This is a genomic window from Streptomyces sp. NPDC058469 (assembly GCF_042721125.1).
Classification (GTDB): Bacteria; Actinomycetota; Actinomycetes; order Streptomycetales; family Streptomycetaceae; genus Streptomyces.
Genome location: NZ_JBHXME010000052.1, coordinates 35,310 through 61,256, shown reverse-complemented (window position 1 = coordinate 61,256; position 25,947 = coordinate 35,310). Strand labels below are relative to the sequence as shown.

At 68.9% G+C, this 25,947-nt stretch carries 26 protein-coding genes; 11 read left to right on the top strand and 15 right to left on the bottom strand.

Annotated elements, in window-relative coordinates:
• Positions 1–117 precede the first annotated feature (117 nt).
• Together ACFWP5_RS22835 and ACFWP5_RS22830 are read right to left on the bottom strand one after the other, a co-directional pair.
• Positions 118–684 carry a TetR/AcrR family transcriptional regulator gene (locus ACFWP5_RS22835; RefSeq protein WP_384159412.1) on the bottom strand — a complete coding sequence of 189 codons (567 nt, stop codon included), beginning with the start codon at positions 682–684 and terminating at the stop codon, positions 118–120.
• Positions 685–817: 133 nt separating this feature from the next.
• A complete protein-coding gene (locus ACFWP5_RS22830; protein ID WP_384159409.1) occupies positions 818–2,590 on the bottom strand; it encodes an acetyl/propionyl/methylcrotonyl-CoA carboxylase subunit alpha in 1,773 nt (590 codons plus the stop codon).
• 339 nt (positions 2,591–2,929) lie between these two features.
• On the opposite strand from ACFWP5_RS22830, the gene ACFWP5_RS22825 reads away from it, so the two are divergent.
• Positions 2,930–3,430, top strand: a complete 501-nt coding sequence (locus ACFWP5_RS22825) for a hypothetical protein (protein WP_384159407.1) — start codon at positions 2,930–2,932, stop codon at positions 3,428–3,430.
• Here the strand turns inward: ACFWP5_RS22825 and ACFWP5_RS22820 are convergent, their stop codons facing one another.
• The 3 genes from ACFWP5_RS22820 to ACFWP5_RS22810 form a co-directional block, all read right to left on the bottom strand.
• Positions 3,431–4,051, bottom strand: a complete 621-nt coding sequence (locus ACFWP5_RS22820; RefSeq protein WP_384159404.1) for a Maf family protein — start codon at positions 4,049–4,051, stop codon at positions 3,431–3,433.
• Positions 4,052–4,082: 31 nt separating this feature from the next.
• Entirely contained in the window at positions 4,083–4,211 is a 129-nt protein-coding gene (mmpB, locus tag ACFWP5_RS22815; protein WP_384159401.1) for a morphogenic membrane protein MmpB, read from the bottom strand.
• Between the two features lie 233 nt (positions 4,212–4,444).
• Entirely contained in the window at positions 4,445–4,669 is a 225-nt protein-coding gene (locus tag ACFWP5_RS22810) for a hypothetical protein (RefSeq protein WP_384159398.1), read from the bottom strand.
• On the opposite strand from ACFWP5_RS22810, the gene ACFWP5_RS22805 reads away from it, so the two are divergent.
• Positions 4,659–5,450 (top strand): SGNH/GDSL hydrolase family protein, encoded by a 792-nt coding sequence (locus ACFWP5_RS22805; RefSeq protein WP_384159395.1) that lies wholly within the window; start codon positions 4,659–4,661, stop codon positions 5,448–5,450. The genes ACFWP5_RS22810 and ACFWP5_RS22805 overlap by 11 nt on opposite strands.
• A gap of 81 nt (positions 5,451–5,531) precedes the next feature.
• Here the strand turns inward: ACFWP5_RS22805 and ACFWP5_RS22800 are convergent, their stop codons facing one another.
• Together ACFWP5_RS22800 and ACFWP5_RS22795 are read right to left on the bottom strand one after the other, a co-directional pair.
• Positions 5,532–5,741 carry an acyl-CoA carboxylase subunit epsilon gene (locus ACFWP5_RS22800; RefSeq protein ID WP_384159392.1) on the bottom strand — a complete coding sequence of 70 codons (210 nt, stop codon included), beginning with the start codon at positions 5,739–5,741 and terminating at the stop codon, positions 5,532–5,534.
• A gap of 10 nt (positions 5,742–5,751) precedes the next feature.
• Positions 5,752–7,353 carry an acyl-CoA carboxylase subunit beta gene (locus ACFWP5_RS22795; protein WP_384159389.1) on the bottom strand — a complete coding sequence of 534 codons (1,602 nt, stop codon included), beginning with the start codon at positions 7,351–7,353 and terminating at the stop codon, positions 5,752–5,754.
• A gap of 111 nt (positions 7,354–7,464) precedes the next feature.
• Here ACFWP5_RS22795 and ACFWP5_RS22790 point away from each other — a divergent pair, with 111 nt between their 5' ends.
• Together ACFWP5_RS22790 and ACFWP5_RS22785 are read left to right on the top strand one after the other, a co-directional pair.
• On the top strand, positions 7,465–8,328 hold the full coding sequence (locus ACFWP5_RS22790) for a biotin--[acetyl-CoA-carboxylase] ligase (protein WP_384159386.1): 864 nt from the start codon (positions 7,465–7,467) through the stop codon (positions 8,326–8,328).
• A 118-nt stretch (positions 8,329–8,446) separates the two neighbouring features.
• Positions 8,447–9,574, top strand: a complete 1,128-nt coding sequence (locus ACFWP5_RS22785; protein ID WP_384159383.1) for an adenylate/guanylate cyclase domain-containing protein — start codon at positions 8,447–8,449, stop codon at positions 9,572–9,574.
• 4 nt (positions 9,575–9,578) lie between these two features.
• Here ACFWP5_RS22785 and ACFWP5_RS22780 read toward each other — a convergent pair whose 3' ends face one another.
• Entirely contained in the window at positions 9,579–10,193 is a 615-nt protein-coding gene (locus ACFWP5_RS22780) for a hypothetical protein (RefSeq protein WP_384159380.1), read from the bottom strand.
• Between the two features lie 146 nt (positions 10,194–10,339).
• Between ACFWP5_RS22780 and ACFWP5_RS22775 the strand changes: the two genes are divergently transcribed.
• The 3 genes from ACFWP5_RS22775 to hutH all read left to right on the top strand — a co-directional run bounded on the left by ACFWP5_RS22775 (position 10,340) and on the right by hutH (position 14,220).
• On the top strand, positions 10,340–11,146 hold the full coding sequence (locus tag ACFWP5_RS22775; RefSeq protein WP_384159377.1) for an enoyl-CoA hydratase/isomerase family protein: 807 nt from the start codon (positions 10,340–10,342) through the stop codon (positions 11,144–11,146).
• Between the two features lie 314 nt (positions 11,147–11,460).
• Entirely contained in the window at positions 11,461–12,606 is a 1,146-nt protein-coding gene (locus tag ACFWP5_RS22770) for a diguanylate cyclase domain-containing protein (protein WP_384159374.1), read from the top strand.
• Positions 12,607–12,681: 75 nt separating this feature from the next.
• Entirely contained in the window at positions 12,682–14,220 is a 1,539-nt protein-coding gene (gene hutH, locus ACFWP5_RS22765) for a histidine ammonia-lyase (RefSeq protein WP_384159430.1), read from the top strand.
• Positions 14,221–14,262: 42 nt separating this feature from the next.
• Here hutH and ACFWP5_RS22760 read toward each other — a convergent pair whose 3' ends face one another.
• Positions 14,263–15,069: a hypothetical protein gene (locus ACFWP5_RS22760; RefSeq protein ID WP_384159371.1), complete on the bottom strand. Its 807-nt coding sequence runs from the start codon at positions 15,067–15,069 to the stop codon at positions 14,263–14,265.
• Between the two features lie 41 nt (positions 15,070–15,110).
• Positions 15,111–15,404: an LAETG motif-containing sortase-dependent surface protein gene (locus ACFWP5_RS22755; RefSeq protein WP_384159427.1), complete on the bottom strand. Its 294-nt coding sequence runs from the start codon at positions 15,402–15,404 to the stop codon at positions 15,111–15,113.
• A gap of 130 nt (positions 15,405–15,534) precedes the next feature.
• Here ACFWP5_RS22755 and ACFWP5_RS22750 point away from each other — a divergent pair, with 130 nt between their 5' ends.
• Both ACFWP5_RS22750 and ACFWP5_RS22745 read left to right on the top strand, forming a co-directional pair.
• The gene (locus ACFWP5_RS22750) at positions 15,535–15,888 is read left to right on the top strand and encodes a hypothetical protein (RefSeq protein WP_384159369.1); all 354 of its coding nucleotides are present in this window, start codon (positions 15,535–15,537) and stop codon (positions 15,886–15,888) included.
• Positions 15,889–16,097: 209 nt separating this feature from the next.
• Complete coding sequence (locus ACFWP5_RS22745) at positions 16,098–17,348, top strand: Ig-like domain-containing protein (RefSeq protein ID WP_384159366.1); 1,251 nt, start codon at positions 16,098–16,100, stop codon at positions 17,346–17,348.
• A gap of 695 nt (positions 17,349–18,043) precedes the next feature.
• Here ACFWP5_RS22745 and ACFWP5_RS22740 read toward each other — a convergent pair.
• Complete coding sequence (locus tag ACFWP5_RS22740) at positions 18,044–18,325, bottom strand: DUF397 domain-containing protein (RefSeq protein WP_384159363.1); 282 nt, start codon at positions 18,323–18,325, stop codon at positions 18,044–18,046.
• Positions 18,297–19,160: a helix-turn-helix domain-containing protein gene (locus ACFWP5_RS22735; RefSeq protein WP_384159360.1), complete on the bottom strand. Its 864-nt coding sequence runs from the start codon at positions 19,158–19,160 to the stop codon at positions 18,297–18,299. Before ACFWP5_RS22735 ends, ACFWP5_RS22740 begins: the two co-directional genes overlap by 29 nt.
• 112 nt (positions 19,161–19,272) lie before the next feature.
• Between ACFWP5_RS22735 and ACFWP5_RS22730 the strand changes: the two genes are divergently transcribed.
• Complete coding sequence (locus ACFWP5_RS22730) at positions 19,273–19,458, top strand: hypothetical protein (RefSeq protein ID WP_384159357.1); 186 nt, start codon at positions 19,273–19,275, stop codon at positions 19,456–19,458.
• Entirely contained in the window at positions 19,455–19,826 is a 372-nt protein-coding gene (locus ACFWP5_RS22725; RefSeq protein ID WP_384159354.1) for an ATP-binding protein, read from the top strand. Before ACFWP5_RS22730 ends, ACFWP5_RS22725 begins: the two co-directional genes overlap by 4 nt.
• 186 nt (positions 19,827–20,012) lie before the next feature.
• Here ACFWP5_RS22725 and ACFWP5_RS22720 read toward each other — a convergent pair whose 3' ends face one another.
• The 3 genes from ACFWP5_RS22720 to ACFWP5_RS22710 are packed head-to-tail and all read right to left on the bottom strand — an operon-like array spanning position 20,013 to position 25,929.
• Positions 20,013–20,528 (bottom strand): hypothetical protein, encoded by a 516-nt coding sequence (locus ACFWP5_RS22720; protein WP_384159351.1) that lies wholly within the window; start codon positions 20,526–20,528, stop codon positions 20,013–20,015.
• 20 nt (positions 20,529–20,548) lie between these two features.
• The gene (locus ACFWP5_RS22715) at positions 20,549–25,243 is read right to left on the bottom strand and encodes a putative T7SS-secreted protein (protein ID WP_384159348.1); all 4,695 of its coding nucleotides are present in this window, start codon (positions 25,241–25,243) and stop codon (positions 20,549–20,551) included.
• Positions 25,243–25,929, bottom strand: coding sequence for a hypothetical protein (locus ACFWP5_RS22710; protein ID WP_384159346.1), 687 nt, complete (start codon positions 25,927–25,929; stop codon positions 25,243–25,245). Before ACFWP5_RS22710 ends, ACFWP5_RS22715 begins: the two co-directional genes overlap by 1 nt.
• Positions 25,930–25,947: the final 18 nt, after the last annotated feature.

The window sequence follows — 25,947 nt, the reverse complement described above, 5'->3', positions numbered from 1 at the left end:
CCTAAAGGCCGGACCAGTACAGTCGCTTTTAAGGGGCGCGGGGCTGTATCGATATGCGGCTCCGCCGCGTGGGCGCGACCAGCCCCCACCGGCCCGCACCCGAAAACTGGACCAGAGCTACGGCTTCAATCCTCGCAACGTCAACGTCAGTAACCTGTCCGCCAGTTCAGGGTCCCCCGGGTTGCCCTCCGCCGCGAGGGCAATCGCATGGGTCAGCTGAAGCAGGTCGCCGATCTCGACGTCACCGCGCACGTCACCGGCTTCCTGCGCCCGGAACAGTAGCGCACCCCCCGCCTCGCGGATCGGGTCGCTGCACCGGGCCAGGGCGGACGTGCCGTCGTGGGCGACCGCCATCAGAGCCCGGGAAAGCCCCCGGTACTCGCTCGCGTGGCTCACCATCTCGCGCAGCCAGCTCACCAGGGCCGCACACGGCTGCGGTGCGTCCCGCAACTCCCGTGAGCGCGCGAGGAGTTCACCGACCGCGTCCTCGAAGACCGCGCTCATCAGGGACTGCCGGTTGGGGAAATGCCGATACAGCGTGCCGATGCCCACGCCCGCGCGGCGGGCCACGTCCTCCAGGGACGCGTCCGTGCCGTGCGCGGCGAAGGACACCCGGGCCTCGGCGAGCACCCGCTCGTAGTTGCGGCGGGCGTCGGCGCGCAGCCCCGCCGGCGGCTTGGCCATGGGTCCCACCTGCCCTCCTCGGCTCGTTCCGTGGTTCAGCATGCCAGGAGTTCATTACAGAAGTGCCCGGCGGAAACAGGGTGTTCCTGTCGGCCGGGCACCTCTGGACGTGCTGGTCTGGACGTGCGGTGGGTCAGTCCTTGATCTCGCAGATCGCGGCGCCGGAGGTGATGGACGCACCGACCTCCGCGCCGAGGCCCTTGACGGTGCCGGACTTGTGCGCGTTCAGGGGCTGTTCCATCTTCATGGCTTCGAGTACGACGATGAGGTCGCCCTCCTTGACCTCCTGGCCCTCCTCGACCGCGACCTTGACGATCGTGCCCTGCATCGGGGAGGCGAGGGTGTCGCCGGAGGCGACGGGGCCGGACTTCTTGGCCGCGCGGCGCTTGGGCTTGGCGCCCGCCGCGAGGCCGGTGCGGGCCAGCGACATGCCGAGCGAGACCGGGAGGGAGACCTCCAGGCGCTTGCCGCCGACCTCGACGACGATCGTCTCGCGGTCCGCGTCCTCGTCCGCCTCGGCGTCCGTGGGGGCCGCGAAGGGCTTGATGTCGTTGACGAACTCGGTCTCGATCCAGCGGGTGTGGACCGTGAACGGGTCCTGGCTGCCGGTGAGTTCGGGGGCGAACGCCGGGTCCCTGACGACCGCGCGGTGGAACGGGATGGCCGTGGCCATGCCCTCGACGGTGAATTCATCGAGTGCGCGGGCGGCACGCTGGAGCGCCTGCTCGCGGGTCGCGCCGGTGACGATCAGTTTGGCGAGCAGTGAGTCCCACGCCGGGCCGATGACCGAGCCCGACTCGACACCGGCGTCCAGGCGGACGCCCGGTCCTGACGGCGCCGCGAACGTGGTGACGGTGCCGGGGGCGGGCAGGAAGCCGCGGCCCGGGTCCTCGCCGTTGATGCGGAACTCGAAGGAGTGGCCGCGCAGTTCGGGGTCGCCGTAGCCGAGGTGCTCGCCGTCGGCGATGCGGAACATCTCGCGTACGAGGTCGATGCCGGCGACCTCCTCGGTGACCGGGTGTTCCACCTGGAGGCGGGTGTTGACCTCCAGGAAGGAGATCGTGCCGTCCTGTCCGACGAGGAACTCGACGGTCCCGGCGCCGACATAGCCGGCCTCCTTGAGGATCGCCTTGGACGACGCGTACAGCTCGGCGACCTGGGCCTCGGAGAGGAACGGCGCGGGCGCCTCCTCGACCAGCTTCTGGTGGCGGCGCTGCAGCGAGCAGTCACGCGTGGACACGACGACCACGTTGCCGTGGGAGTCGGCCAGGCACTGGGTCTCCACGTGCCGCGGCTTGTCCAGGTAGCGCTCGACGAAGCACTCACCGCGACCGAAGGCGGCGACCGCCTCGCGCACCGCGGAGTCGTACAGCTCGGGAACCTCTTCGAGCGTCCGGGCCACCTTCAGACCGCGACCGCCGCCACCGAAGGCGGCCTTGATCGCGATGGGCAGCCCGTGCTGCTCGGCGAACGCGACGACCTCGTCCGAGCCCGACACCGGGTCCGGCGTGCCGGCCACCAGCGGGGCACCGGCGCGCTGGGCGATGTGCCGGGCGGCGACCTTGTCACCGAGGTCCCGGATCGCCTGCGGCGGCGGGCCGATCCAGATCAGCTCCGCGTCGAGCACCGCCTGGGCGAACTCGGCGTTCTCCGACAGGAATCCGTAGCCGGGGTGGATGGCGTCGGCACCGGACTCGCGGGCCGCGTTCAGGACCTTGCCGATGTCCAGGTAACTGCTCGCCGGTGTGTCACCGCCCAGGGCGAACGCCTCATCCGCGGCGCGGACATGCAGAGCGTCCCGGTCCGGGTCGGCGTATACGGCCACGCTCGCGATCCCGGCGTCCCGGCAGGCCCGGGCTACGCGGACAGCGATTTCGCCACGATTGGCGATGAGCACCTTGCGCACGATTGAGGCTCCCTCCTTGAAACAAGCCGAGTTTAGGGACTGCCGACACGACGCATCGACCCGTCCCCAGTGGTGAGCTTGCCCACACGGAGCGTGATGCGAGGCCCGCTCGACCCGCGAAATCCCTTGTCGCACCTCGGTACGCAGGACTCCTCGTGGAAACCCTAGCTCTCCGATGTGGTCAAGGTCTCTGTGAGAGCGTGCCGCGCGCCACGCCGTTTCTTTGTGGAGTCCCTACGAATGGCCCAACGATTCTTTGCCCCCATCACAACCCTTGTCCCGCGGTTTACCCGTTAGTAGCGTTCGGGTTGTCTCGAACGGAAGTGGGTGGGGCCGGTGATGCGCAGGCCGGTGGCATGGATCTTGGCGGTCGTCCTCTTCGTGGAGGCGCTCGGAGTGACCGCGCTGAACTGGTTCCTGGGGATCGTCGTCGACCGCCAGGACATGTCCCTGGCGGGCCTCGACCCGGACGCGATGTCCGTCTCCTCGAAGGCCGGCGGAGTCGTCTTCGGCCTCTACTTCGCCCTGTGCGGCGTGGTCGCCCTGCTCGTCGCCCTGCGCGACCGGGCCCCGGCCGGCCTCGGCCGCATCCTGCTGATCAGCGTGGCCGTGGTGCACGGCCTGCTGGGCGCGTTCGCGTGGGGCCTGGTGGGCCCGGGAGCGTTCGTGTTCATGGTGGTGGTGCTCGGCCTGGTCATCCTGCTCCTGATGACGTACGACCGCCTTGAGGGCCCCTCGGACGCGGCACCGGCGGAGGGCGGCCCCAAGGGCCCCGAGCGGCCGCAGCTCGACAAGGACCCGGCGCCGGTCATCCCCCCGGCCGCCCCCAGCCCCTCCTGATCATCCCTTTTGGGGCGTCCACAACTCCGTGATGCCGACGCCCAGTTGGGCCAGTAGGCGGCGAACGAGCGGCAGGCTGATGCCGATCACGTTGCCGTGGTCGCCGTCGATGCCCTCGATGAACGGTGCCGAGCGGCCGTCGAGGGTGAACGCCCCGGCGACGTAAAGGGGTTCGCCCGAGGCGACGTACGCGGCGATCTCGGCGTCGGTCGGTTCGCCGAAGCGGACGACGGTGGACGCGGTGGCCGAGACGTACCGGCCGCTCGTCGTGTCGTAGACGCAGTGGCCGGTCTGGAGTGTGCCCGCCCGGCCGCGCATCGACTTCCAGCGGGCGGTGGCCTCCTCGGCGTCGGCGGGCTTGCCGAGGGCCTCGCCGTCCAGGTCGAGCACCGAGTCGCAGCCGATCACCAGGGCGCCCTTGACCTCGGGCTTCGCGGCGACGACGGACGCCTTGGCCTCGGCGAGGGCGAGGGCGAGTTCGGCCGGGGTGGGGGCGCCGACGGCGTCCTCGTCCACCCCGCTCACGATCACCTCGGGGTCGAGTCCGGCCTGGCGCAGCAGGCCCAGCCGGGCGGGGGACTGGGAGGCGAGCACGAGTCGGCGGCGCGGCTGATCTGTCATGCGATCAGGGTATCGGCGCGGTCCGGGGCCCTCACGTCAGCCCGATCACGATCATCGCAAGCACCATCGCGAGCGCCATGAGAATCCCGAGCCGCCGCAACATGACCTCCGTCTCCCGCAGTTCCTCGGGAGGCTCGTTGTCGGGGTCGGACCACAGCATGTCACCAGCGTGCGGCCTGACCGGGGAGGGCGCCTGAGTACGGGTACTCAACTTCCTCGACTTCCTTTCGACGCCGCCAAAAGGGTCCATGGTTCCGTTAGGGTAATGGGGCTGTGGTTCCTTTTGGAGAGGTGTGTCATGTTCACTACTGCCTGGACCGCGTCACCCCAGCTGCCGAGTGAGGGCTTCACGCCGAACTGGTCCCGCGAGGGCTTCTGGCGTCAGTCGGTACGTCAGGTCGTGCGGCTGACGGCGGGCGGGGAGAGGGTGCGGGTGCGGTTCTCGAACGCGTACGGGACCTCGCCGGTGCGGATCGCGGCGGGCTCCGTAGGCGCCGGAAGGTCTGTTGTGCGGCTGACCTTTGGAGGCGCGGTGGAAGGGGAGATACCGGCGCGGGGGGAGTTGGTGAGCGACAGGGTCCAACTCGCCGTAGCGGCAGGGGAGTCGGTGGTCGTCACGCTGTATTTCGATGCGGCCACCGGGCCGGCGACCTTCCATGCGCAGGCGTTCGCGACCAGTTATCGGGGTGCGGGGTGCCTGTTGAGTGGCGGGGAGGGGTTCACCGAGTCCAGTGAGTCCTGGTACTTCCTGTCCGGCGTGGACACGGACTCCGGGCGTACGGACGGGATCGCCCTCTTCGGTGACTCCATCACCGATGGGTTCGGGTCTACGCCGGGGGCCGATCGTCGGTGGTCGGACGCGTTGGCCGAGCGGACCGGGCGGCCCGTGCTGAACGCCGGGATCGGGGGGAATCTGCTGCTCAACGACTCCGCGTGGTACGGGGAGAAGGGGCTCCGCAGGCTGGGGCGCGATGTGCTTCAACTGGCCGGGGTTGACACGGTCGTTGTGTTGCTGGGGCTCAACGACATCGGGTTCAGCGAGACGGACGCGCAACCTACGTACAAGCCGGCGCCGGTGGTTTCTGCGGGTGAAGTCATCGGTGGGTACCGGGAGTTGATACGCCAGGCTCGTTCTCGTGGACTGACCGTGACCGGGGCGACCTTGTTGCCGTTCGGAGGGTCGGATCACTGGGGGGAGCGGGCGGCGAAGGTCAGCCATGAGGTCAACGAGTGGGTGCGGTGCGCTGGGGAGTTCAGCGAGGTTGTTGATCTGAATCGGGTGATGGCCGATCCGGATGATGGGGATCGGCTGCACCCGGCTTACGACTTCGGCGATCATCTGCACCCCAACGATGAGGGGTACGTGGTGATGGCCGAAGCCGTGTCGCGCCGTTTGTAGCTGCGGGTCCGTTGTGGCTGGTCGCGCCGACGCGGCGGAGCCGCACATAGATACAGCCCCCGCGCCCCTAGGCGGGCATGCCTAGCCGGGCCAGAACGTGCGGGTCCATGCACTGGGCCCTGGGTGGGGGAGTCTCGCGGAAGCGATCCGCGCGGGGTCGGACCAGGCGTCGCGCGGCCTTGGGGTGCCCGGCGGTGTGGATGTTGCCGCCGCGGCGCGGGCTCTTACCACCGCCAGGGCGGCGGCCAGCTCCTCCGGGGTCGGGTTGCCCCGTACGACTTTGATGGTCACAGCGGCTCCTCTACAGGGGGATGTTGCCGTGCTTCTTCGGGGGGAGGGACTCGCGCTTGGTGCGGAGTTGGCGTAGGCCCCGTACGACGTGGCGGCGGGTGTCGGAGGGGAGGATCACCGCGTCGATGTAGCCGCGCTCGGCCGCGATGTAGGGGTTGAGGAGGGCGTCCTCGTACTCCTGGATCAGGCGGGCCCGGGTCGCCTCCAGGTCCCCGGCCGCGTCCGCCTCGGCGATCGTGCGGCGGTGCAGGATGTTGACCGCGCCCTGGGCGCCCATGACGGCGATCTGGGCGGTCGGCCAGGCGAGGTTGAGGTCGGCGCCGAGGTGCTTGGAGCCCATGACGTCGTAGGCGCCGCCGAAGGCCTTGCGGGTGATCACCGTGATGAGAGGGACCGTTGCCTCCGCGTACGCGTAGATCAGCTTCGCGCCCCTGCGGATGATGCCGTAGTGCTCCTGGTCCACGCCCGGGAGGAAGCCGGGGACGTCCACGAAGGTGATGACCGGGACGTTGAAGGCGTCGCAGGTGCGGACGAAGCGCGCGGCCTTCTCGGACGCGTCGATGTCGAGGCAACCCGCGAACTGCATCGGCTGGTTGGCGACGATGCCGACCGGGCGGCCCTCGACCCGGCCGAAGCCGGTGAGGATGTTCGGCGCGAACAGCGGCTGTGTCTCGAAGAACTCGGCGTCGTCCAGGACGTGTTCGATCACCGTGTGCATGTCGTACGGCTGGTTCGCGCTGTCCGGGACCAGGGTGTCCAGCTCGCGGTCCTCGTCCGTGACGGTGAGGTCCGCCTCCTCCGGGAACGCCGGGGGTTCGCTGAGGTTGTTGGACGGGAGGTAGGAGAGGAGCTGCTTGACGTACTCGATCGCGTCCTTCTCGTCGCCCGCCATGTGATGGGCCACACCGGAGACCGAGTTGTGGGTCCGCGCCCCGCCCAGCTCCTCGAAGCCGACGTCCTCGCCGGTGACCGTCTTGATGACGTCCGGGCCGGTGATGAACATGTGGGAGGTCTGGTCGACCATCACCGTGAAGTCGGTGATCGCGGGGGAGTAGACGGCGCCCCCTGCGCACGGGCCCACGACCAGGCTGATCTGCGGGATCACACCGCTCGCGTGGGTGTTGCGGCGGAAGATCTCGCCGTACGCGCCGAGGGAGGCGACCCCCTCCTGGATGCGGGCGCCGCCGGAGTCGTTGATGCCGATGACCGGACAGCCCGTCTTCAGCGCGAAGTCCATCACCTTGACGATCTTCTGGCCGTAGACCTCGCCCAGGGCGCCCCCGAACACCGTGAAGTCCTGGGAGAACACGGCGATCGGACGTCCGTCCACCGTGCCGTACCCGGAGACGACCCCGTCGCCGTAGGGGCGGTTCTTCTCCAGGCCGAAGTCCGTGGAGCGGTGCCGGGTGAACTCGTCGAACTCGACGAAGGACCCCTCGTCGAGGAGCAGGTCGATCCGCTCACGGGCCGTCAACTTGCCCTTGGCGTGCTGTTTTTCGACCGCACGTTCCGAGCCGGCGTGCGTCGCCTCCTGGATACGGCGCTGAAGATCCGCGATCTTCCCGGCGGTCGTGTGAATGTCGATCTCTTGAGGCGCTTCCGGCTCGGACATCGGGATTACGGCTCCCTGCCTGCTCAAAAGGGGAACGGGTTACTCATCCGTAGAGTAGTGGCGGGCCTACCGATCGGCAGTGCGGCGTACAACACACCTAGGGTGGCTTGCATGACGCCGCGAGATGCCTCAGACGACAGCAGCCGTTGGTCCGATCTGGAACGGCCGCCCCTCAACGCCGGTGCGCTCAGCCGCGGACTCGTGCGGGCGGGCGGGCTGTGGACCGGTGTGGAGGTCGTGCAGAGCACCGGTTCCACCAACTCCGACCTCGTCGCCCTGGCCGTCGCCGGCAAGGCGGCCGAGGGCGCCGTCCTGGTCGCCGAGGAGCAGACCTCCGGGCGCGGGCGGCTCGACCGGCAGTGGACGGCACCCGCCCGCTCCGGCCTGTTCTTCTCCGTCCTGCTGGAGCCGCGCGACGTGCCCGTGGCCCGCTGGGGCTGGCTCCCGCTGCTCACCGGGGTCGCCGTCGCGACGGGCCTGTCCCGGTCGGCCGGCGTGGACACGGCACTCAAGTGGCCCAACGACCTCCTGGTGACTGTCGGCGGCGAGGAACGCAAGGCAGGCGGCATCCTCGCCGAGCGCGCCGGGGACGACGCCGTGATCGTCGGCGTCGGCATCAACGTCACCCTGCGCGAGGACGAGCTGCCCGTGCCCCAGGCGGCCTCCCTGGCCCTGGCCGGAGCGGTCACCACCGACCGCGACCCCCTGCTGCGGGCGGTGCTGCGCTCCCTGGAGCACTGGTACGACAAGTGGCGCGCGGCGGGCGGCGACCCGGCCGCCAGCGGCCTCCAGGAGACCTACGCGGCCGGCTGCTCGACGCTCGGCCGGGTCGTACGGGCCGAACTGCCCGGGGACCGGTCGATCACCGGCGAGGCCGTCGCCATCGACGGCGACGGGCGGCTCGTCCTCGCGACGGAGGACGGCGTGCAGGAGCCCGTGGGGGCGGGGGACATCGTCCACCTGCGCCCCGCGTGACCCCGACCGCCCTTGTGGCCGCGATGTCCGTGTGACTCACGGAGTGAGCTGGCCCACACCTGCCGTAGCATTGGGCCCGGTCGATACCTGACCGTGGCAGATCGGAAGGGCAGCAGGCGTGACCGTCGACGACACGGGCTCCGGCGCGGACGCGGACGGCCGGGTGGACCCCGATGCCGCAGATCCCAGTGAAAACCCCCTCGCGCTCCGGCTCGAAGGGCTGATTCTGGGTGCCGAGCGCCGCTACACCCCCTTTCAGGCGGCCCGCACCGCGGGTGTCTCCATGGAGCTGGCCACGCGCTTCTGGCGGGCCATGGGCTTCGCCGACGTCGGCCAGGCCAAGGCGTTCACGGAGGCGGACGTCCTCGCGCTGCGGCGCCTCGCCGGTCTCGTCGAGGCGGGGCTGCTGAGCGAGGCGATGGCGGTGCAGGTGGCCCGTTCGACCGGGCAGACCACCGCACGGCTGGCCGGCTGGCAGATGGACTCGTTCCTGGAGGGCCTCACCGAGCCGCCGGAACCGGGCATGTCGCGCACCGAGGTGACGTACCCGATCATCGAGCTGCTGCTGCCCGAGCTGGAGGAGTTCCTCGTCTACGTCTGGCGTCGCCAGCTCGCCGCCTCGGCCGGCCGGGTCGTCCAGGCGGGCGACGACGAGGAGATGGTCGACCGGCGGCTCGCGGTGGGCTTCGCCGACCTGGTCGGCTTCACGCGGCTGACCCGCCGGATGGAGGAGGAGGAACTCGGCGAACTCGTCGAGGCCTTCGAGACCACCGCCGCCGACCTGGTCGCCGCGCGCGGCGGACGCCTGATCAAGACCCTGGGCGACGAGGTCCTCTTCTCCGCGGACGACGCCGGAGTCGCCGCCGAGATCGCCCTGCGCCTGATCGAGACCATGGCCAACGACGAGACGATGCCCGAACTCCGCGTCGGCATCGCCTTCGGCACGGTGACGACCCGCATGGGCGACGTCTTCGGCACGACGGTCAACCTCGCCTCCCGGCTCACGTCGATAGCTCCCCGCGACGCCGTCCTCGTCGACAGCGCCTTCGCCGAGGAACTCATCCGCAGCGGCGAGTCCCCCGCCTCCGAGGCGGAGGCGGCGGAAGCCGCGGCGGCTGCCGAGAAGGAAGGCGAGGAGCCCCCGACCTACCGCTTCGCCCTCCAGCCGATGTGGCAGCGCCCGGTGCGCGGCCTCGGCGTCGTCGAACCGTGGCTGCTCACGCGCCGGGACTCGTCACCGGCGTAGGACCTCAGTTGCGATGGACCAGCGGGTCCACGCAGAGCCCGATGATCGGCACGCACAGACTCGGCCGACTCGGCGCGGGGGCAGGGGAGTTGGCGCTCCGGCTCGGTGTGGGCGTGGGAGTGGCGGTGGGTGCGGGCGCCGTGGTCGGTGTCGGACGGGAGGCCGGTTCCTGAGCTGCGGGTGGTGGCGTGGTGGCCGTCGTCGTCTCGGGGATGGTCGTCGACTCCGCACGCGTGGGTGTCGCGGTCGCGTACGGAGTCGGTACGACCCCGGAGGTCGTCGTCGGGCTCGCGCTCGCGCCGCCCATCACCGAGGTCGCCGAGGGGATCGCCGTCGGGTCGGCGCTGATGGTGGCGGCGGCGTTGGCCGGGCGGTCGGTGCCGGTGCCGGTGCCCGGGTCCGGGCGGGGGTCCGCCTCTGCCGTGCCCAGTCCGCCGACTGCCGACTCGGGCGTCAGTCGCACGAGGCTCAGCACACCGGCGGCCACGGCGAGCCCTCCGACGGCGAGCATGACCTTGCGGGGGCGGGGGCGGCGGTGCCGGCCGCGCGGGGTCCGGGGGAGCGGCGGTTCCATCTCCGAGGTGTCCTCGGCCGGCTCCGCCTTCGTGGTCGTCGTCACGATCCCTCCCCTGTGGTGTGGCGGACGCACGTTATGCGCTTCTACGGGCGGTGCGGCGGGAGTTGGGCGGGATGTCACCCGAACGGGGAAGGTGCGTGCGATGATCGGGGCGAGGTCTGTTAACCCACGTTAACCAGGAGGCGGTCATGAGCGAGGAGCGGTCCGAGACACGGTTCGGGGAGTTCGTGCTGGTGCGGCGGCACGGGTACGTCGCGGAACTCGTCCTGGACCGGCCGAAGGCCATGAACGCCGTCTCCACGGCGATGGCGGGCTCGATCGCCGCGGCCTGTACGGCACTGGCGGCGGACCGGGACGTACGCGTGACCGTGGTGACCTCCTCGCACGAGCGGGCGTTCTGCGTCGGCGCGGACCTGAAGGAGCGCAACTCCCTCACGGACGCGGAACTCGTAAGGCAGCGCCCGCTCGCGCGCGGCGCGTACACCGGCGTTCTGGAGTTGCCGATGCCGGCGATCGCCGCCGTGCACGGCTTCGCACTCGGCGGCGGCTTCGAACTGGCCCTGTCCTGCGACCTGATCGTGGCGGACCGTACGGCTGTGGTGGGGTTGCCGGAGGTGTCGGTGGGCGTGATTCCGGGGGGTGGCGGCACACAGTTGCTGCCCCGCCGGGTGGGCGCGGCGCGTGCGGCCGAACTGATCTTCACCGCGCGGCGGTTGGAGGCGCCCGAGGCGGCGGAGCTGGGCCTGGTGGACGTCCTGGTGGAGGCCGGCCGGGACCGCGAGGAGGCGCTGGCGCTGGGTGCGCGTATCGCCGCGAACTCGCCCGTCGGACTCCGGGCGGCCAAGCGGGCGCTGCGGCTGGGGCACGGGCTGGATCTGCGCGCCGGCCTCGAGGTCGAGGACGCGGCGTGGCGGTCGGTGGCGTTCTCGGGGGACCGGGCGGAGGGCGTGGCGGCGTTCAACGAGAAGCGGACGCCGGAGTGGCCGGGGGAGTAGGGAGAGTCGCGGAGGAGGAAGAGGGGGCTTGGGTTGTCTGCCGGGTGCGGGCCGGTGGGGGCTGATCGCGCAGTTCCCCGCGCCCCTAGGGGTCGGTGCTGGCCGCGTTGGTTAGTGGGCCTGTATCGGTCGCGCCCGCGCGGCGGAGTCGCATGTGTCGCCCGGGGTATTGGTGGCGGACCTCGCCGCCTCTCCGATCGCCGCCCCGCGCTGCTGTTCGCCGGTGAGTGGACCCCGCTGCCGTTCATCCGCTCACGACACCTGTTCGCCGCATCAATGTCCCGCTATGCACCAAACCTCCCTAGCCTGGAGTGATGGGTGAGGACAGGCGGCTGGCGGCCGTGGTGGAGCTGGCGCAGGGGATGGCGGCGGCGCACACACCGCGGGAGTCCTGGCGGGCGGCGGCGGCCGGGGCGTGCCGGGCGCTGGACGGGAGTTTCGCCGCGCTGTCGGTGTGGGAGCGGGAGCTGGGCCGGCTGCGGGTCCTGGCGAACGTCGGGGAGCGGGCCCGGGGCGAGGAGGAGTTCCCGGACGGCGAGACCTATCCCGTGCACCAGTTTCCCGAGATCACCGAGTTCCTGCACGAGCGATGGGCCGGCGGCGGCGAGCCCAACGCCTGGGTCGAGACCGCCGAGGGCCCGGCAGCGGGCAGCCCCGGCTACTGCCACCAGCGCGTGGCGGCCCTACGGCGTCGTAGGCGCGGATGCTGTGTGGTCGCCCCGATCGTGCTGCACGGGCGGGCCTGGGGTGAGCTGTATGTGGCGCGGCCGGTCGGTGCACCCGTCTTCGACCGGGGGGACGCCGACTTCGCGACCGTGCTGGCCTCCGTCGTCGCGGCCGGGATCGCCCAGACCGAGCGGCTGGAGGAGGCCCGGCGGCTCGCCTTCACGGACGCGCTCACCGGGCTCGCCAACCGGCGGGCCGTCGACGTACGGCTCGACGAGGCGGTCGAGCGGCATCGGCGCGACGGGGTCGTGGTCAGCCTCGTCGTCTGCGACCTCAACGGGCTCAAGCGCGTCAACGACACTCAGGGGCATGCGGTCGGTGACCGGCTCCTCGAACGCTTCGGCTCGGTGCTGTCGCTGTGCGGGGCGATGCTGCCGGGCGCGCTCGCGGCGCGGCTCGGCGGGGACGAGTTCTGCCTGCTCGCGGTCGGGCCGCCCGCCGACGAGGTGGTCGACGCGGCGGTCGAACTGTGCCGCCGCGCCGCCGAGTTGGAGCTGGGGGAGGGTGTCGCCTGCGGGGTGGCTTCGACGGAGGATCCGATCGGGGCGGTGCGTTCGGGTCGGCGTCTGTTCCGGCTGGCGGACGCGGCCCAGTACCGTGCGAAGGCGCTCCGCGCGGACAAGCCGGTGGTGGCCGGGCGGGACGGCCCGGACGATCCGGTGGTGCAGCTCGCCGACTCCCCGACGCCGGAGATGCCTGCCGAGCGGCGGCGGTTCCGGGGCCGTAGGACGTGACCTAGCTGTAAGGGTCTAACCGGTGACCCGGTAGTGACACCGCCGCATTCAATGCGTACGCTCCTGAATATGGATATGCACACTGTGGTGGTGGGGACGTCCGGGGTCACCGCGTCCGACGTTCTCGCCGTGGCGCGTGGAGGCGCCCGGATCGAGCTTTCCGGTGAGGCCGTCGCGGCGCTCGCCGCGGCGCGGGAGATCGTGGACGCGCTGGCCGCCAAGCCGGAGCCCGTGTACGGGGTGAGCACCGGGTTCGGGGCGTTGGCGTCCCGGCACATCAGCCCGGAACTGCGCGCACAGTTGCAGCGCAACATCGTCCGCTCGCACGCCGCCGGCATGGGTCCGCGGGTGGAGCGGGAAGTCGTCCGCGCGCTCATGTTCCTGCGGCTGAAGACCGTCTGCTCGGGGCACACCGGTGTACGGCCCGAGGTCGCGCAGACCATGGCCGACGTGCTGAACGCCGGGATCACCCCCGTCGTCCACGAGTACGGCTCCCTCGGCTGCTCCGGCGACCTGGCCCCGCTCTCCCACTGCGCGTTGACGCTCATGGGCGAGGGCGACGCCGAAGGCCCGGACGGGGTCGTACGGCCCGCCGGCGATCTGCTCGCGGAAGCCGGTATCGCGCCGGTCGAGCTGCGCGAGAAGGAGGGCCTCGCCCTTCTCAACGGCACCGACGGCATGCTCGGCATGCTGGTCATGGCCCTCGCCGACCTCGACATGCTCTACAAGTCCGCCGACGTCACCGCCGCCCTCTCCCTGGAGGCGCTGCTCGGCACCGACAAGGTGCTCGCGCCCGAGCTGCACGCCATCCGTCCGCACCCCGGGCAGGGTGCCAGTGCCGCCAACATGCTTGCCGTGCTTGCCGGTTCGGAGCTGACCGGGCACCACCAGGACGGCGCGCCCCGCGTCCAGGACGCCTACTCCGTCCGGTGCGCCCCGCAGGTCGCCGGTGCCGGGCGGGACACCATCGCGCACGCACGGCTCGTCGCCGAACGGGAGTTGGCGTCCGCCGTCGACAACCCCGTTGTGCTGCCCGACGGTCGGGTCGAGTCCAACGGCAACTTCCATGGCGCGCCGGTGGCTTACGTCCTCGACTTCCTCGCCATCGCCGTCGCCGACCTCGGTTCGATCGCCGAGCGCCGTACCGACCGGCTGCTCGACAAGAACCGCTCGCACGGGCTGCCGCCGTTCCTCGCGGACGACGCCGGGGTCGACTCCGGGCTCATGATCGCCCAGTACACGCAGGCCGCGCTGGTCAGCGAGATGAAGCGGCTCGCCGTACCGGCCTCCGCCGACTCGATCCCGTCCTCCGCGATGCAGGAGGACCACGTCTCCATGGGCTGGTCGGCCGCGCGCAAGCTGCGCACCGCCGTCGACAACCTCACCCGGATCATCGCCGTCGAGCTCTACGCCGCGACGCGCGCCGTGGAGCTGCGCGAGGGGCTGGCTCCGGCTCCCGCGTCCCGGGCGGTCATCGACGCCGTACGGGCGGCGGGAGTTGAGGGTCCGGGGCCGGACCGGTTCCTGTCTCCCGACCTCGCCGCGGCGGACGCGTTCGTGCGGGGCGGGCACGTGGTCGAGGCCGTGGAGAAGGTCACCGGGCCGCTGCGGTAGGACAGCTGGGGCCCCGTCCCGCCAACGGCTGGGCCCCGTCGGTCACTTGAGCTTGGCGGTCTGTGCGTCGATCACGGCGGACGGCACGTCGTAGGCCTTGTCCGACATCAGGGCACCGAGGTTGACCGTGTAGTACGTGACGAGGGTGCTGCCGCGGCGCACCACCTCGGTGTGCACGGTGCCCGTCTGGCCGTCGGCCTCGTCCATCTCACCGCTCGCGGCGAACGCCACGGACTCGTCGCCGGTGCCGGAGGCCTTCTCGGCGGCGATCTTGGTGTACTTCTGGCCGTCGGTCCCCGGGGTGAGGGTGTAGCCGCTCGAGCAGCTTCCGATCGCGTCGGAGACGGACTTGAACGTCTTCGCGGCGCCGTCACCGTCGTACGAGGACAGCCCGACGAAGGTGACCGTGCGGCTGAGCGCGGCACTCCACGCGTCGTCGAACTCCTCCTCGCTCAGGTCCTCCAGCGACTTGGAGGGGGAGGCGGACGCGGAGACCGGCTTCGCCTCGGTGACCATCCTGCTGGTGGCCGCGGCGGCGTCACCCGGCGCCAGGGCGGTCATGGCCCAGGCCAGCGGACGGCACTGTTCCTTGTCGACCGTGACACCGCTCTTGGGAATCGAGATGGACTTGGGGGCCGCCGCGACCTCGTAGCCGTCGACCTCGCCCTTCGCGATGATCAGCTTCTTCAACTCGGCGGCGGTGAGCGCCTTCGTGGACCCCTTGCCGGAGTCCTTGCCGGAGTCTTTCGCGTCGTCCGAACCGCCGTCGGAGCAGCCGGTGATGAGGGCCAGCGACAGTGCGCTCACCGCGACGGTGACGCACAGCCGTATGCCCGATGATCTCTTCATGAGCGGACTATGAAGCTTGAGTCAAAGAAGCGTCAAGCCAGTTAAAAGCCAAGCCGTTCCCGTCGTACCGAATACGCCACGAAACCCGCGCCGAGGCCGAGGAACACCGTGCCGCCGACGATGTACGGCGTGGTGTTCGGGCTGCCGGTGTCGGCGAGTTGGGCGTCGTCGGAGGAGGCGGTGACGGCCGTCGAGGTGACCCGTGCCTGCTGGGTGACCTGCGAGGTGGGCGTCGCCGAAGTCTCCACTCTGGCCTGGTCGGTCACCGTCGCGTTGGCGGAGGGGACGAACCAGAGGGCGCCCAGCAGGGTGCCCGCGGCGGTGGCGGTCAGCATCGTTCGGCGAGCGGTTGACACGGAATATCGATCCCCTTGTGGTGCTGGCGAATTGGCCGTGTGGAGCGATGCTAATGAACTGTGCGGGTCGCGGGAAAGTCACGGGAGCTGTGGGCCGTACGCTCCCGGCATGAGCACCCCAGAGACATCACGTTTTGTACGCCTTCGTGTCGAACTCGTTCTTGAAGTCGAGAACGAGGACGCCGTGACCAAGGCCGCGCTGGCCAAGATCGCCGACGATCCCGAGCTGCCCGGCGACGAACGCACACACGCCGAGAGCGCTGTGACAGAAGACACCGCCGAGGCCCTCGCCTATCTCGTGGACCCGTTCGACCTGGTCAGCGAGATGCCCGGGGTCGAGCTTGCCCAGGCCTCGTGGAGCAGCGAGGAGATCGACTACGACCCGGATTCGCCGGATTGGGACATCGACGAGGATGATGTCGACGGCGATGAGGAAGCGGACGAGGCGGCAGTGGTCGGCTGAGCTGTGCTGGGGCGTAGGTGACCCCGGGCGGCAACCGCTGCCCGGGGTTTCGTCGTGGACGTGGTGTGCCCCACACATGGGCGATAAGCGGAACGGGACGCACCAGTCGTAGCGTTGGTTTATCAAGGATTGTTAAACGGGGACTGCGGCGGGGCTAACGGGGTCACTCGGGGTTTTCGGGTTTTTCGGCAACGATGGAGAAGCGTGTGATGACGGACAGTAAGCGGCGCAAGAGCTTCATGGCTGCGTCCGCACTGCTCGGCGGTGTGCTCGTGCTCACGGCGTGTTCCGGCAGCGACGACAAGTCGTCCGGGAGCGACTCGAGCCAGAGCTCGCAGTCGAAGGCCGACGAGGCGGCCGCCAAGAAGTCCTCCGAGGCGCAGATCAAGATCACGCCGGCGGACGGTTCGGACAACGCCTCCATCAACAACTCGGCCGCGGTGACTGTCAGCAAGGGCACGCTCACGGCCGTGACGATGACGACGGCGGACGGCAAGGCCGTCGCGGGCACCATCGCCGCCGACAAGCTCAGCTGGAAGCCCAGCGCGCAGCTGGACCGCTCGACCACGTACAAGGTCGCGGCCACGGCCAAGGACTCCGCCGGGCTCGCCGCCCACGAGAACGCCTCCTTCACCACGGTCTCCCCGGCCAACAGCTTCATAGGGAACTTCACGCCCGAGGACGGCTCCACGGTCGGCGTCGGCATGCCGGTGTCGATCAACTTCAACAAGGCGATCACGAACAAGGCCGCCGTCCAGAAGGGCATCACGGTCACCTCCACCAGCGGCCAGGAAGTCGTCTGCCACTGGTTCAACACCCAGCGCATGGACTGTCGCCCCGATGACTACTGGAAGGAGAACTCCACCGTCACGCTGAAGCTCGCGCTCGACGGCGTGGAGGGCGCCTCCGGGGTCTACGGCGTGCAGCAGAAGACGGTCACCTTCCACATCGGCCGCAACCAGGTCTCGTACGTCGACGCGAAGTCCAAGCAGATGAAGGTCGAGCAGGACGGCAAGGTCGTCAAGACCATCCCGATCTCGGCCGGCTCCCCCGAACACACCACGTACAACGGCCAGATGGTCATGTCCGAGAAGTTCACGCAGACGCGTATGAACGGTGCGACGGTCGGTTTCACGGATGACGACGGCAAGGGTGAGTACGACATCAAGGATGTCCCCCACGCCATCCGCCTCACCAGCTCCGGCACGTTCATCCACGGCAACTACTGGGGTTCGCCCTCGGTGTTCGGCAGCGTCAACACCAGCCACGGCTGCGTGGGCCTCCAGGACGTGAAGGGCGCGGGCGACAAGAACATGCCGGCGGCGTGGTTCTACAACAACTCGATCGTGGGTGACGTCGTCGTCATCTCCAACACCGGCGACAAGACGGTGTCTCCGGACAACGGCCTCAACGGCTGGAACATGGACTGGGCGCAGTGGAAGGCGGGGTCGGCGGTCTGACCCGCCCCGGTCTGACCTGACCTGTCGACTCCGGTCAACTTCGGTACGCGTGAAGGCGGTTGCCCCTGAGTGGGGGTGGCCGTCTTTTCGCTGCCTGGCTCAAGTGGCCTACGGCATATGCGAGTTGCCGGTAATATCCGTCATATGACGCACCCTCGGGTGCGCCTCCCTTGTTCCGGGTCCCGTCCCCTCGGGGCCCGGCCCGAAGCGAGGCGGTTCCGGGTACAAAAAAAGGCCGCCTCCCTGAGAAAAGGGAGGCGCACCCATGGGACGTCATGCCAGACCAAAGCTGACTCTTGTGTGTCGGCTCACCCGGCGGTTGCCGGAATCGTGGGCCAAGCACGTGAGGAGGTGGTGGCTCTGGTGGATCACCAGGTAGCCGGAGGCCCCCAGCGGTATTAGGGGCCTCCGAAGGCTCCTGAGTGAGCCTGAGCCCCTGTCACGGATACCCGCCGTGGCGGGGGCTCGTTCCTCTTCGCCGACGACGATACCGGCTACGGCGCCCGCAGCAAGCCCGACTTGTCAACAGGGGTCTTGAGCGCGCTGATGAAGGCGGCTGCCTGGGTGGGTGGCCGCCTTCGAGCTGTGGTCCTTTGCCGAGGTCGGCCGGGGGGGCTTCTTCGCGAAAGTGTGACACTTTGGCGCGGAGTGTCACACTTCTGCGGCTTACCCTCCGGGGAGGGGGCGTCCGACTGTCAGCAGCTCTTCAGAGCGGCGATGAAAGGGGCCCAGGCCGGGGCGGTGAGGACGACTGCAGGGCGGTGCGGAGCCTTTGAGTCGCGTACGGGGACGAGGCCGGGGAGGTTGTGGGCGACCTCGACGCAGTTGCCGCCGTCCCCGTTGCTGTAGCTCGACTTGCGCCAGAGGGCGGCGCCGGGGAAGTCGCTGGCGACCTCGACGCAGTCCCCGCCGTCCCCGTTGCTGTAGCTGCTCTTCAGCCAGAGCGCGTCACTCAAGTCGGTCCCGTTGCTTACCATTTCGGTATTCCTCTGCCGCTGCCTCGATCATCGCCAGGGACGCCTCCGGTGACAGTGCGACGGCCCTGAGCCGATCGTATGCCTTGCGGTACTGCTTCACGAGGGCCGGATCGTCGATGGTGTCACCGCTGTACGACGCTTCGGTGTAGATCAACGGCGGAGCGTCCGGGAAGGCCATGACCTTGATGGAGGCGGCCATCAGAGGATGCGCGCCGCACGTCCGCGGAACGATCTGCGGAGTGACCCGACGCCGCTCGGCCAACTCCACGATCCGGTCGAGCTGTTCGGCCATCTCCCGTGGCGGCAGGACGGGGTCGGCAAGCAGCGACTCGTGCAGGATCGCCCAGTACTCCGGGGTGGAGTGGTCGTCCTCGAAGAGGCGGGCGCGGGTGAGGCGGCCCGTCACCTTCTCCTCGACCCACTCGTCGGAGGCCGCCGGGTGAGCCGACCGGACCATCGTCCGCGCGTAGGCGGCGGTTTGCAGCAGCCCCGGGATGTTGATGGGGCACCACTCCTCGATGGACTCCGCGTGCTTCTCCGCCTCCAGGACCTTCTCGAAGTACGCGGCGTGCGGCCCCCTCCGTGCCTTCCGCACAACCTCACAGTTCCGCTCGAAGAACCCGTCCGTCCCCAGCTTCCGATCCGCGTGCTGGGCCAGATCGAGCGGCATCCTTCGCTCACCGTGCTCGATGTCGCTCAGGTACGTCTTGCTGTAGAAGCTGCCCTTGAGGAACGAATCCAACGACAGCCCCGCCTCCTCCCGCTTCCACCTCAACTCCTTGCCGTAGAAGGTCGGAACGCTCATCGACCCGTCGATGTCCTTGCCCCGTGCCACCACTTGCCCTCCTCCGCAGCCCCGGTCGCGAACGCGAAACCTCTTTTACGGTAGCCAGCGAAACGCCAGTCTGTGAGGAGTTCGTCACAGAGCGCACAGGAGGCATCCGTTCATGTCCACCCCCTACGACACCACCCTCTGCGTGGAGGAACTCCGCGACGCCCTCGCCCTGCACGACATCACGCTCCCCTCCCTCGGCGTGGACATCCTGACCGCCGGCCTCGTCGCGCTCGGGAACTGCAACACCGCCACGGCCCGCGAACTCGCCGCCGCTCTCCGCAAGGCGGCGGAACGGTGACCTTCGAACTCCGCTTGCTCGCCACCCCGAAGGCCGTACCGGAACTGCGCCACCACCTCCGCCACCACACCTACGACGTCCGCCTCTGCGCAACGGAGTTGGTGACGAACGTGATCGACCATGTTGGGGAGGGAACTCCGGTGACCGTCAGAGTCCTCGGCACGGATGACGGTCACACGCGCGTCGAGGTCACCGACCCGGATCCGCGCGCGTTGCCTGTTCTGCTTAGGGCCACCGCGACTGACGAACACGGCCGGGGCATGGCCCTTCTCGATGCGCTCGCGCAGCGGTGGGGTGTGGAGCAGGGGGCGGATCGGAAGACGGTGTGGTGCGTGCTCATGAACCAAGCAGGCGCCGAAGACGCCTGACCTCTTCGACCAGTTGGGGAACTGCTTCTCTGGCCATGGCGATGAACGCCGCGTTCTCGGGCCACCTCCACGCCCAGCCCGGTGTCCTGGACCGTACTGACCGCGACCAGGTTCATGGCGTGATCGTCATCGAGGTTCCTGACGAACCATGGACCTGGTGTGGCGGCCGAGCACATCTCCTCGATCTCATCGAGATCGAGTTCCGGACTTCCTGAGCAGGGCCTTCGCGTCATCCTGGGAAACCTCCAACAGTGCCTCGTGCTTGTAGGAATCCATGTCGTCCACGTAGCGAGGCAGACCCGGGCGTTCGGAACTGAAGGTCACATGCGCGGTGAGCAGGTCGCCCTCCAGGCCTCCCTCGGACAAAGAGACGTACCCGAACATTGGCCATGGGTGACTCACCGGCACAGCCAGAAGGGCGATGCAGGCATAGCCGAGAGAGCGGCGCAGGAGTGTTTTATCCCTTTCCGGATCCGACTCCGGGAGATCGTAGTCCGTCATGCCGCGGCCGTTTACGGTGGCCTCGTAATGGATGACATCATCGAATTCTGTGAGCGGTGTGCCGGAGTAGCCAGAAAACAGCGCTGTCAGGAGTTGCGCATCGCCTTCTGAAGTCCAACCGGCTCGGACGATGGCACGGAACGGATCCGGTACATCCTCTTCCTGGACGATGTGCTCGACCGCCTTAAAGAATTCGGACATCCTGGCATTCATTCTCATGGTCATCCCTCTCCCAGCATTCTCAGCCCCTTGTCGATTCCTGCCTGGAATCCAGGATTCCTGCCTATTTCCTTCTCGACGGAACGCGGCAGCCCCTCGAACTTTTCGGTGCTGAAATTGTACTGGTACTTAGCTGTGGGATTGCTCTGGTCCTGGAAGTGCAACTGCCCGGCACGCTGCCCGGGATTGGGGTTCTCGACGTCAATGCGGTACGGGCCGTGGTTCCACATCGTCTTACTGGTCACCTGAGTGCCGTTGGCGTCGATCATGCTGCTGGATGCAGCGGGGGGAGGCTCCTTGATCCCGTACAAGTCACGCATGTCCTGAACGCGCTGATCCACGACATTCGGGTTGTACGGGTCCTTGGTGAAGGCCGGCTGCGAGGTGTGTCCCTCGGGCAGGTCAGGGCACTTCAGGCCGAACGGGTCGACCCAGATGTGAGGGTTGAGGACATAGGCCAGAGGGTTCGGGGCCGGCGACAGTCCGAGAGGGTCAGGCGTGACGTAGCGCGCTGTCTCGGGGTCGTAGTGGCGGAAGTAGTTGTAGTGGAGCCCCGTTTCGGGGTCGTAGTACTGGCCCGGAAAGCGGAGAGGTGTGTAGGCGGTGCTGTTGGCGGCCCAAGCGGTATTGCCCCACAGGGTGTTGCGAGTACGCCAGGCGATCTCACCGTGTTCGTCGACGAGTTCGCTGGGAGTTCCGACGAGATCGGTGACGATGGCGAAGAATCGGGAGTCGATCTCTTCTTGCGGTGCCTCGGCTGCCGTGATGCGCTCGGTCTGGGCGATGGGCCGCAGACCCTGGTGATCCCAGGTCAGCGTGACTGGATTGGGCAGTTCCAGGGACGTGGTGGTCTCTTCGCAGAGCGTTGTGCCGTCCCAGGTGAAGTCGATCCGCTCGACCACCGTGTCACCGTGGCGGCCCAGACGAAGTTTCGCCGTGCGGCGACCCAAAGGATCGTAGGTGTAGCGCCAACGGGTTCCGTCCGGGGTGGTAACCGCTGTCAGGCGATCCTCCCCGTCCCATTCGTAGCGCCAGGTGTCAGGTTTGCGCGACAAGTGGGACTTCTGGCGCAGAATTATGCGGCCGAGTTCGTCGTGCTGGTAGCGGACGTTGCCCGCGCGGGTGACGCGGGTGCCGGTGTACTCCCGCTCGCCTCTCGCTTCCTGACCGGGGTGGGCCGCCGGCCAGGAAGCCCGGGTCTGGTTGCCTGCCTCGTCGTACGCGTACGACTCGGTCCAGTTCGCCGCGTGTACCGCCGTTACACGGCCCACCACGTCCAAGTCGAAGCTGCGTGCGCCGGAGAGGTGGTCGTCGATTGCGGTCAGGTTGCCGTCGGCGCGGTAGGTGTACGCGCGGTGCTGAATCCTGCGACCGGCGACACCGGCCACGGATTGCTCCGTCAAGCGGCCCGAGACGTCGTACGCATGCGTCTGTGTCACCATCTCGCCTATGTGGCGGGTCAGTTCGCGACCTGCTTCGTCATAGGTGAAGTCGACCCGGCGGCCGGACGTCACCATGTCCACACGGTTGCCGGCGGCGTCGTACGACCAAGTGCACCGTGCCCCGCTCGGCGTGGTGCGGCCCGTGCGACGGCCGAGCACGTCGTACTCGTAAGTCACCGCCCGACCATTGACAGTCTCCGAGCGCACGCGGCCGAAGCGATCCCGCAGTACGGTCACCGTCGTACCGTCAGGTCCCGTCGCCTGAGCCAGCTGGTCCGTCAAGTCGTAGGCGTACGTGGTCAGTTGTCCGGCTGTGTCTTTGCGTGTCACCTGACCGAGTACGTCTCGCTCGAAGGCCACCGTCTGACCCTGCGCGTTCGTGCGGGAGACCAGACGGCCCGCTGTGTCGTAGGCATAGGAGACGGAGCGGTCGTCGAAATCCGTTTCCCCGACGAGACGCCCAGCCGGGTCGTACTCGTATGTCCACAGCAGACCCTGCGGGTTGATGACCCGCGTCAGGCGTAGTTCTGTGTCGTACTCGAATTCGTGGCGGACACCGTCGGGGCCGGTACGGGCGGTGAGCAGGTCGAAGTGGGTGTACTCGAAGCGGGAGATGCCGCCGAGTGGGTCGGCGTGGGTGGTGCAGTTGCCCTCGCCGTCGTACGTCCAGGACTCGGTTGTGCCATCGGGAGCGGTGCGGCGGGTCAGGCAACCCTCGATCGTCCACTCCAGTCGGCTCACTGACCCCGTGGGGTCGGTGACCACCACCGGTCGGCCGAAGGCGTCTCGTTCGTACGTCGTTGTCGCCCCGAGCGGATCGGTGATCGAGACAGGGAGTCCGGCCCGGTCGCAGCGGACCAGGGTCACATTGCCAAGCGGGTCGGTGACGGTCGTGAGATGGCCGACGTCGTCGTATGAGAAACGTGTGGTCTGGCCTGTGGGGGCAGTCAGCGATGTCCTGTTCCCGCGCTGGTCGAACGTTTGACGCCAGACCGTGCCGTCCGGGTTCACCACCTTCACCGGCAGACCAAGTTCGTTGTACTCGGCTTTCGCCTCGCGTCGGTCCGGGCGGGCGGCGACGAGTAGGTTGCCCGCCTCGTCGTAGCGGAACGACGCGGTGTGGCCCAGGGGATCGGTCTCGGAGAGCAGGCGGTTGTAGCGATCGCGCTGGTACTGGGTGACCGCGCCGAGCGGGTCGGCCTCGGCCACCACCTGGCAGGCGTCATTGACGAAGAAGCGGCGGATGTGACCCTCGGCTGTGGCCGTGGTCGTGACCCGCAAGTCGGTGTCCGGGGTGGTGCCGTCGTATGTGATGCGCCGGGTCAAGTGCCCCGCGTACCCTCCCTCGGATATGCAGCGGCCCTGGTCGTCGTACTCGTACGTGTAGCTGTGATCGTTGGTGTCCGTCCACGAGGTAATACGGCCGGCGTCGTCGTACGTGTAGCGCAGAGGGCGCCCAGAGGAGTTGATGACCTGGGTCAGGTGACCGTCGGTGTAGCCGTAGCGCTTCAGCTCCTGACCGGTGGCCGCCAGATGGAACGCAGTGATCCGGCCCGCCTGCGTGGTGATGCGGACGTGGTAGCCGCCGTTGGAGACGACAGCCAGCGGAGTGCCGTCGGTGTCGTACTCGAAGGTGACCCAGTTGCCGTTGCGGTCGTCGATCTGTTCCAGGACCGACAGGTTCTCGGTGCGGTCGGTGAAGTGCCACACCCGGCGCGTCTGCGGGTCGGTGACGGTGTAGCCGCCGTCGGCGCGGTCCAGAGGCCAGCGCGGGCCGTGGCTGGGCAGGGTGGGCAGGCCGGGGGCGGGGTGCGGGTAGGTCAGAAGCAGGCCGCCCTCGGTGACGAAGACGACGCCTTCGGAGTCGATCTCCAGGCGCTGGTCGAGGGTGGAGGACCATGACGGGCCGAACCAGCGGCCGAGATCGTAGGAGGACTCGAAACGGCGTTTGAGGACCAGTGGCAGATGGGCTGGAAGCGAGACATCGGTCTGCGGCAGCACCATTCGGCCGGTCGCGACGTCTACGGGGTCGCCCTCGCAGACCGTCTCGTTCGGCTGCCGACTGCTGCCCTCAGGGTTCTCCGTCGCGCCCTTGCGCCCGGCGCCCGCCGACTCCCCGGCCGCGTCCTTCGCCGACCGCTGCACCCCTGTCTCGACGGCACTTTCCACGCCGTCCTTGAGCGCGGCCCGGCCGAACGCCGCCTCCAGCCCCGCCCCGTCGCCGAACAGGTTCGGGATCAGCCGGCCCGTCCCCTCCGACGGGTCCTTCATGAAGTCGTCCAGCATCGTCTTCGCGGCCCGTTCCGGATGCGCGCCCGTCGAAATCAGCCCCGCCAACGTCATGTTGACGTTCTGGACGTACGCAGCTGGGTGCGTCAGGTTGTACGGGTCCATCGGATTGAGGCCGCGGGCGAAGTTCAGGATGCCCGCCGTGCCCTTCACCACGCCGCCGCCGAAGTGCAGGATCTCCGTGTTGACGGCCTGGTAGCCGTCGACCGCGTCCGCCTTCAACCGGGCCAGCGGGGGCGGTTCGGCGGGGGCGTGGGCCAGGGCCTTGCGGACCGCGCCCGCCGCCGTGCGGGCGGCCTCGTCGCGTTGGCGGCGGGCCTCGTTCAGGATCTCGTGGGCACGTTGTACGGCGGCTGCGCCGGGGTCCGTCGACGGCTCGTGCTTCTTGTCGTCGTCCTTGTGCTTCGCTACGTCCGCCTTGTACGCGTCCGACGCCTTCTTCCCCGGCCCGTACAGATCGATCGCGTCCTGCGCCTGCCCCTGCGCCCACTCCACCGTGTCCGCGTACGACGACAGCGCCTTGCCCGCCGCGTCGCAGGCGTCCGCCGCCTGGAGCCACTTCGTGGGGTGCATCGCGAATTTCCTGCGGAACGCCTCAGCCGCCTCGCCTTGCCAGGATGACGAGTTGAGCCTCCGCATGCCGTCGCCGACCTTGTCGAAGGCCGTGTAGAAGTCCGTCAGGTGCTTGGCCGTCGCCCGGATCGCCTTCGCGTCGCCGTGGACCAGGTCCTTCGGCTGGTCGGTCTGGCCCAACTGCTGTTCGCCCGGGGTCGCGCCCAGGTCCGAGGCGATACGGTCGCCCGCGTTCTCGACCTTGTTCGCGAGGTCGTGCGCACCGACCTTGTCCAGCGCGTCGCCGGCGACATCCGTGCCCTTGTCGACGAGTTCGCCGGTGAGCTTCTTGCCCTGGTCGACGACATCGCCGACCTTGCCCAGCCCGGAGTTGACCAGATCGCCGATCCCCATCAGCCCGCGTCCCCGCCCTGCTGAGCCTGTTCCTGCGCAGCCTCTGCCGCCTTCGCCCGTTCCTCCGGTGACGGGCCCAACCCGCTGTCAAGGAACTGGTTGTACTCGTCCCCGCTCAGCCCGGCCGCGCTCGCCAGGTTCGCCGGGTTGAGGCCCGGGCCCAACGGGCTGATCGTGTGCGAGGTCATCACATCCCGCGCCGCGTCCTTGTAGGCCTGCTCGCTGTTGTCCATCGCCTTGTCCATCGACGCGGCGCTGTAGTCCACGCCGCCCGTGTACTCGTTGTTGCGCACCAGGTCGCCCCAGCCCTGCTTCGTGACCTCGTCCTCCGACGCGTACGGATTGCCCATCCCCGCGTTCACCACGATCTTCATCGTGCCCTCGACGTACTGGTCCGTCTCGTACAGCGTGCCCGCCGAAAGACCCACGCCCGCCGCGAAGTTGTTGCCCTCGTTCACCAGCGCGCGCACGCCCCACTCCCAGCGTTCGCAGAACGACGTGAACCCCGACAGCAACTCCCCGTTGCCCAACTCCAGGCCTGACAGGCTTAGTTCGGCGAAGCCCCGGCCCGCTCCGGCCAAGCTGTCGATGCCCAGATCCTTCAACTCGCCCAGCACCAGCGTGATGCCCTGCGCTATCTCTTCGAGCCCGGCCGCCCTGATGTTCTCGCCGCTGTCCCCGCTCATGCCCGCACCGCCCCGTCC

Coding starts and splice junctions, on each gene's coding strand:
- ACFWP5_RS22835 (WP_384159412.1), bottom strand. CDS start 684: ATGGCCAAGCCGCCGGCGGGGCTGCGCGCCGACGCCCGCCGCAACTAC.
- ACFWP5_RS22825 (WP_384159407.1), top strand. CDS start 2,930: ATGCGCAGGCCGGTGGCATGGATCTTGGCGGTCGTCCTCTTCGTGGAG.
- ACFWP5_RS22820 (WP_384159404.1), bottom strand. CDS start 4,051: ATGACAGATCAGCCGCGCCGCCGACTCGTGCTCGCCTCCCAGTCCCCC.
- mmpB (WP_384159401.1), bottom strand. CDS start 4,211: ATGCTGTGGTCCGACCCCGACAACGAGCCTCCCGAGGAACTGCGGGAG.
- ACFWP5_RS22795 (WP_384159389.1), bottom strand. CDS start 7,353: ATGTCCGAGCCGGAAGCGCCTCAAGAGATCGACATTCACACGACCGCC.
- ACFWP5_RS22790 (WP_384159386.1), top strand. CDS start 7,465: ATGACGCCGCGAGATGCCTCAGACGACAGCAGCCGTTGGTCCGATCTG.
- ACFWP5_RS22775 (WP_384159377.1), top strand. CDS start 10,340: ATGAGCGAGGAGCGGTCCGAGACACGGTTCGGGGAGTTCGTGCTGGTG.
- ACFWP5_RS22770 (WP_384159374.1), top strand. CDS start 11,461: ATGGGTGAGGACAGGCGGCTGGCGGCCGTGGTGGAGCTGGCGCAGGGG.
- hutH (WP_384159430.1), top strand. CDS start 12,682: ATGCACACTGTGGTGGTGGGGACGTCCGGGGTCACCGCGTCCGACGTT.
- ACFWP5_RS22760 (WP_384159371.1), bottom strand. CDS start 15,069: ATGAAGAGATCATCGGGCATACGGCTGTGCGTCACCGTCGCGGTGAGC.
- ACFWP5_RS22755 (WP_384159427.1), bottom strand. CDS start 15,404: ATGCTGACCGCCACCGCCGCGGGCACCCTGCTGGGCGCCCTCTGGTTC.
- ACFWP5_RS22750 (WP_384159369.1), top strand. CDS start 15,535: ATGAGCACCCCAGAGACATCACGTTTTGTACGCCTTCGTGTCGAACTC.
- ACFWP5_RS22745 (WP_384159366.1), top strand. CDS start 16,098: ATGACGGACAGTAAGCGGCGCAAGAGCTTCATGGCTGCGTCCGCACTG.
- ACFWP5_RS22740 (WP_384159363.1), bottom strand. CDS start 18,325: ATGGTAAGCAACGGGACCGACTTGAGTGACGCGCTCTGGCTGAAGAGC.
- ACFWP5_RS22730 (WP_384159357.1), top strand. CDS start 19,273: ATGTCCACCCCCTACGACACCACCCTCTGCGTGGAGGAACTCCGCGAC.
- ACFWP5_RS22720 (WP_384159351.1), bottom strand. CDS start 20,528: ATGTCCGAATTCTTTAAGGCGGTCGAGCACATCGTCCAGGAAGAGGAT.
- ACFWP5_RS22715 (WP_384159348.1), bottom strand. CDS start 25,243: ATGGGGATCGGCGATCTGGTCAACTCCGGGCTGGGCAAGGTCGGCGAT.
- ACFWP5_RS22710 (WP_384159346.1), bottom strand. CDS start 25,929: ATGAGCGGGGACAGCGGCGAGAACATCAGGGCGGCCGGGCTCGAAGAG.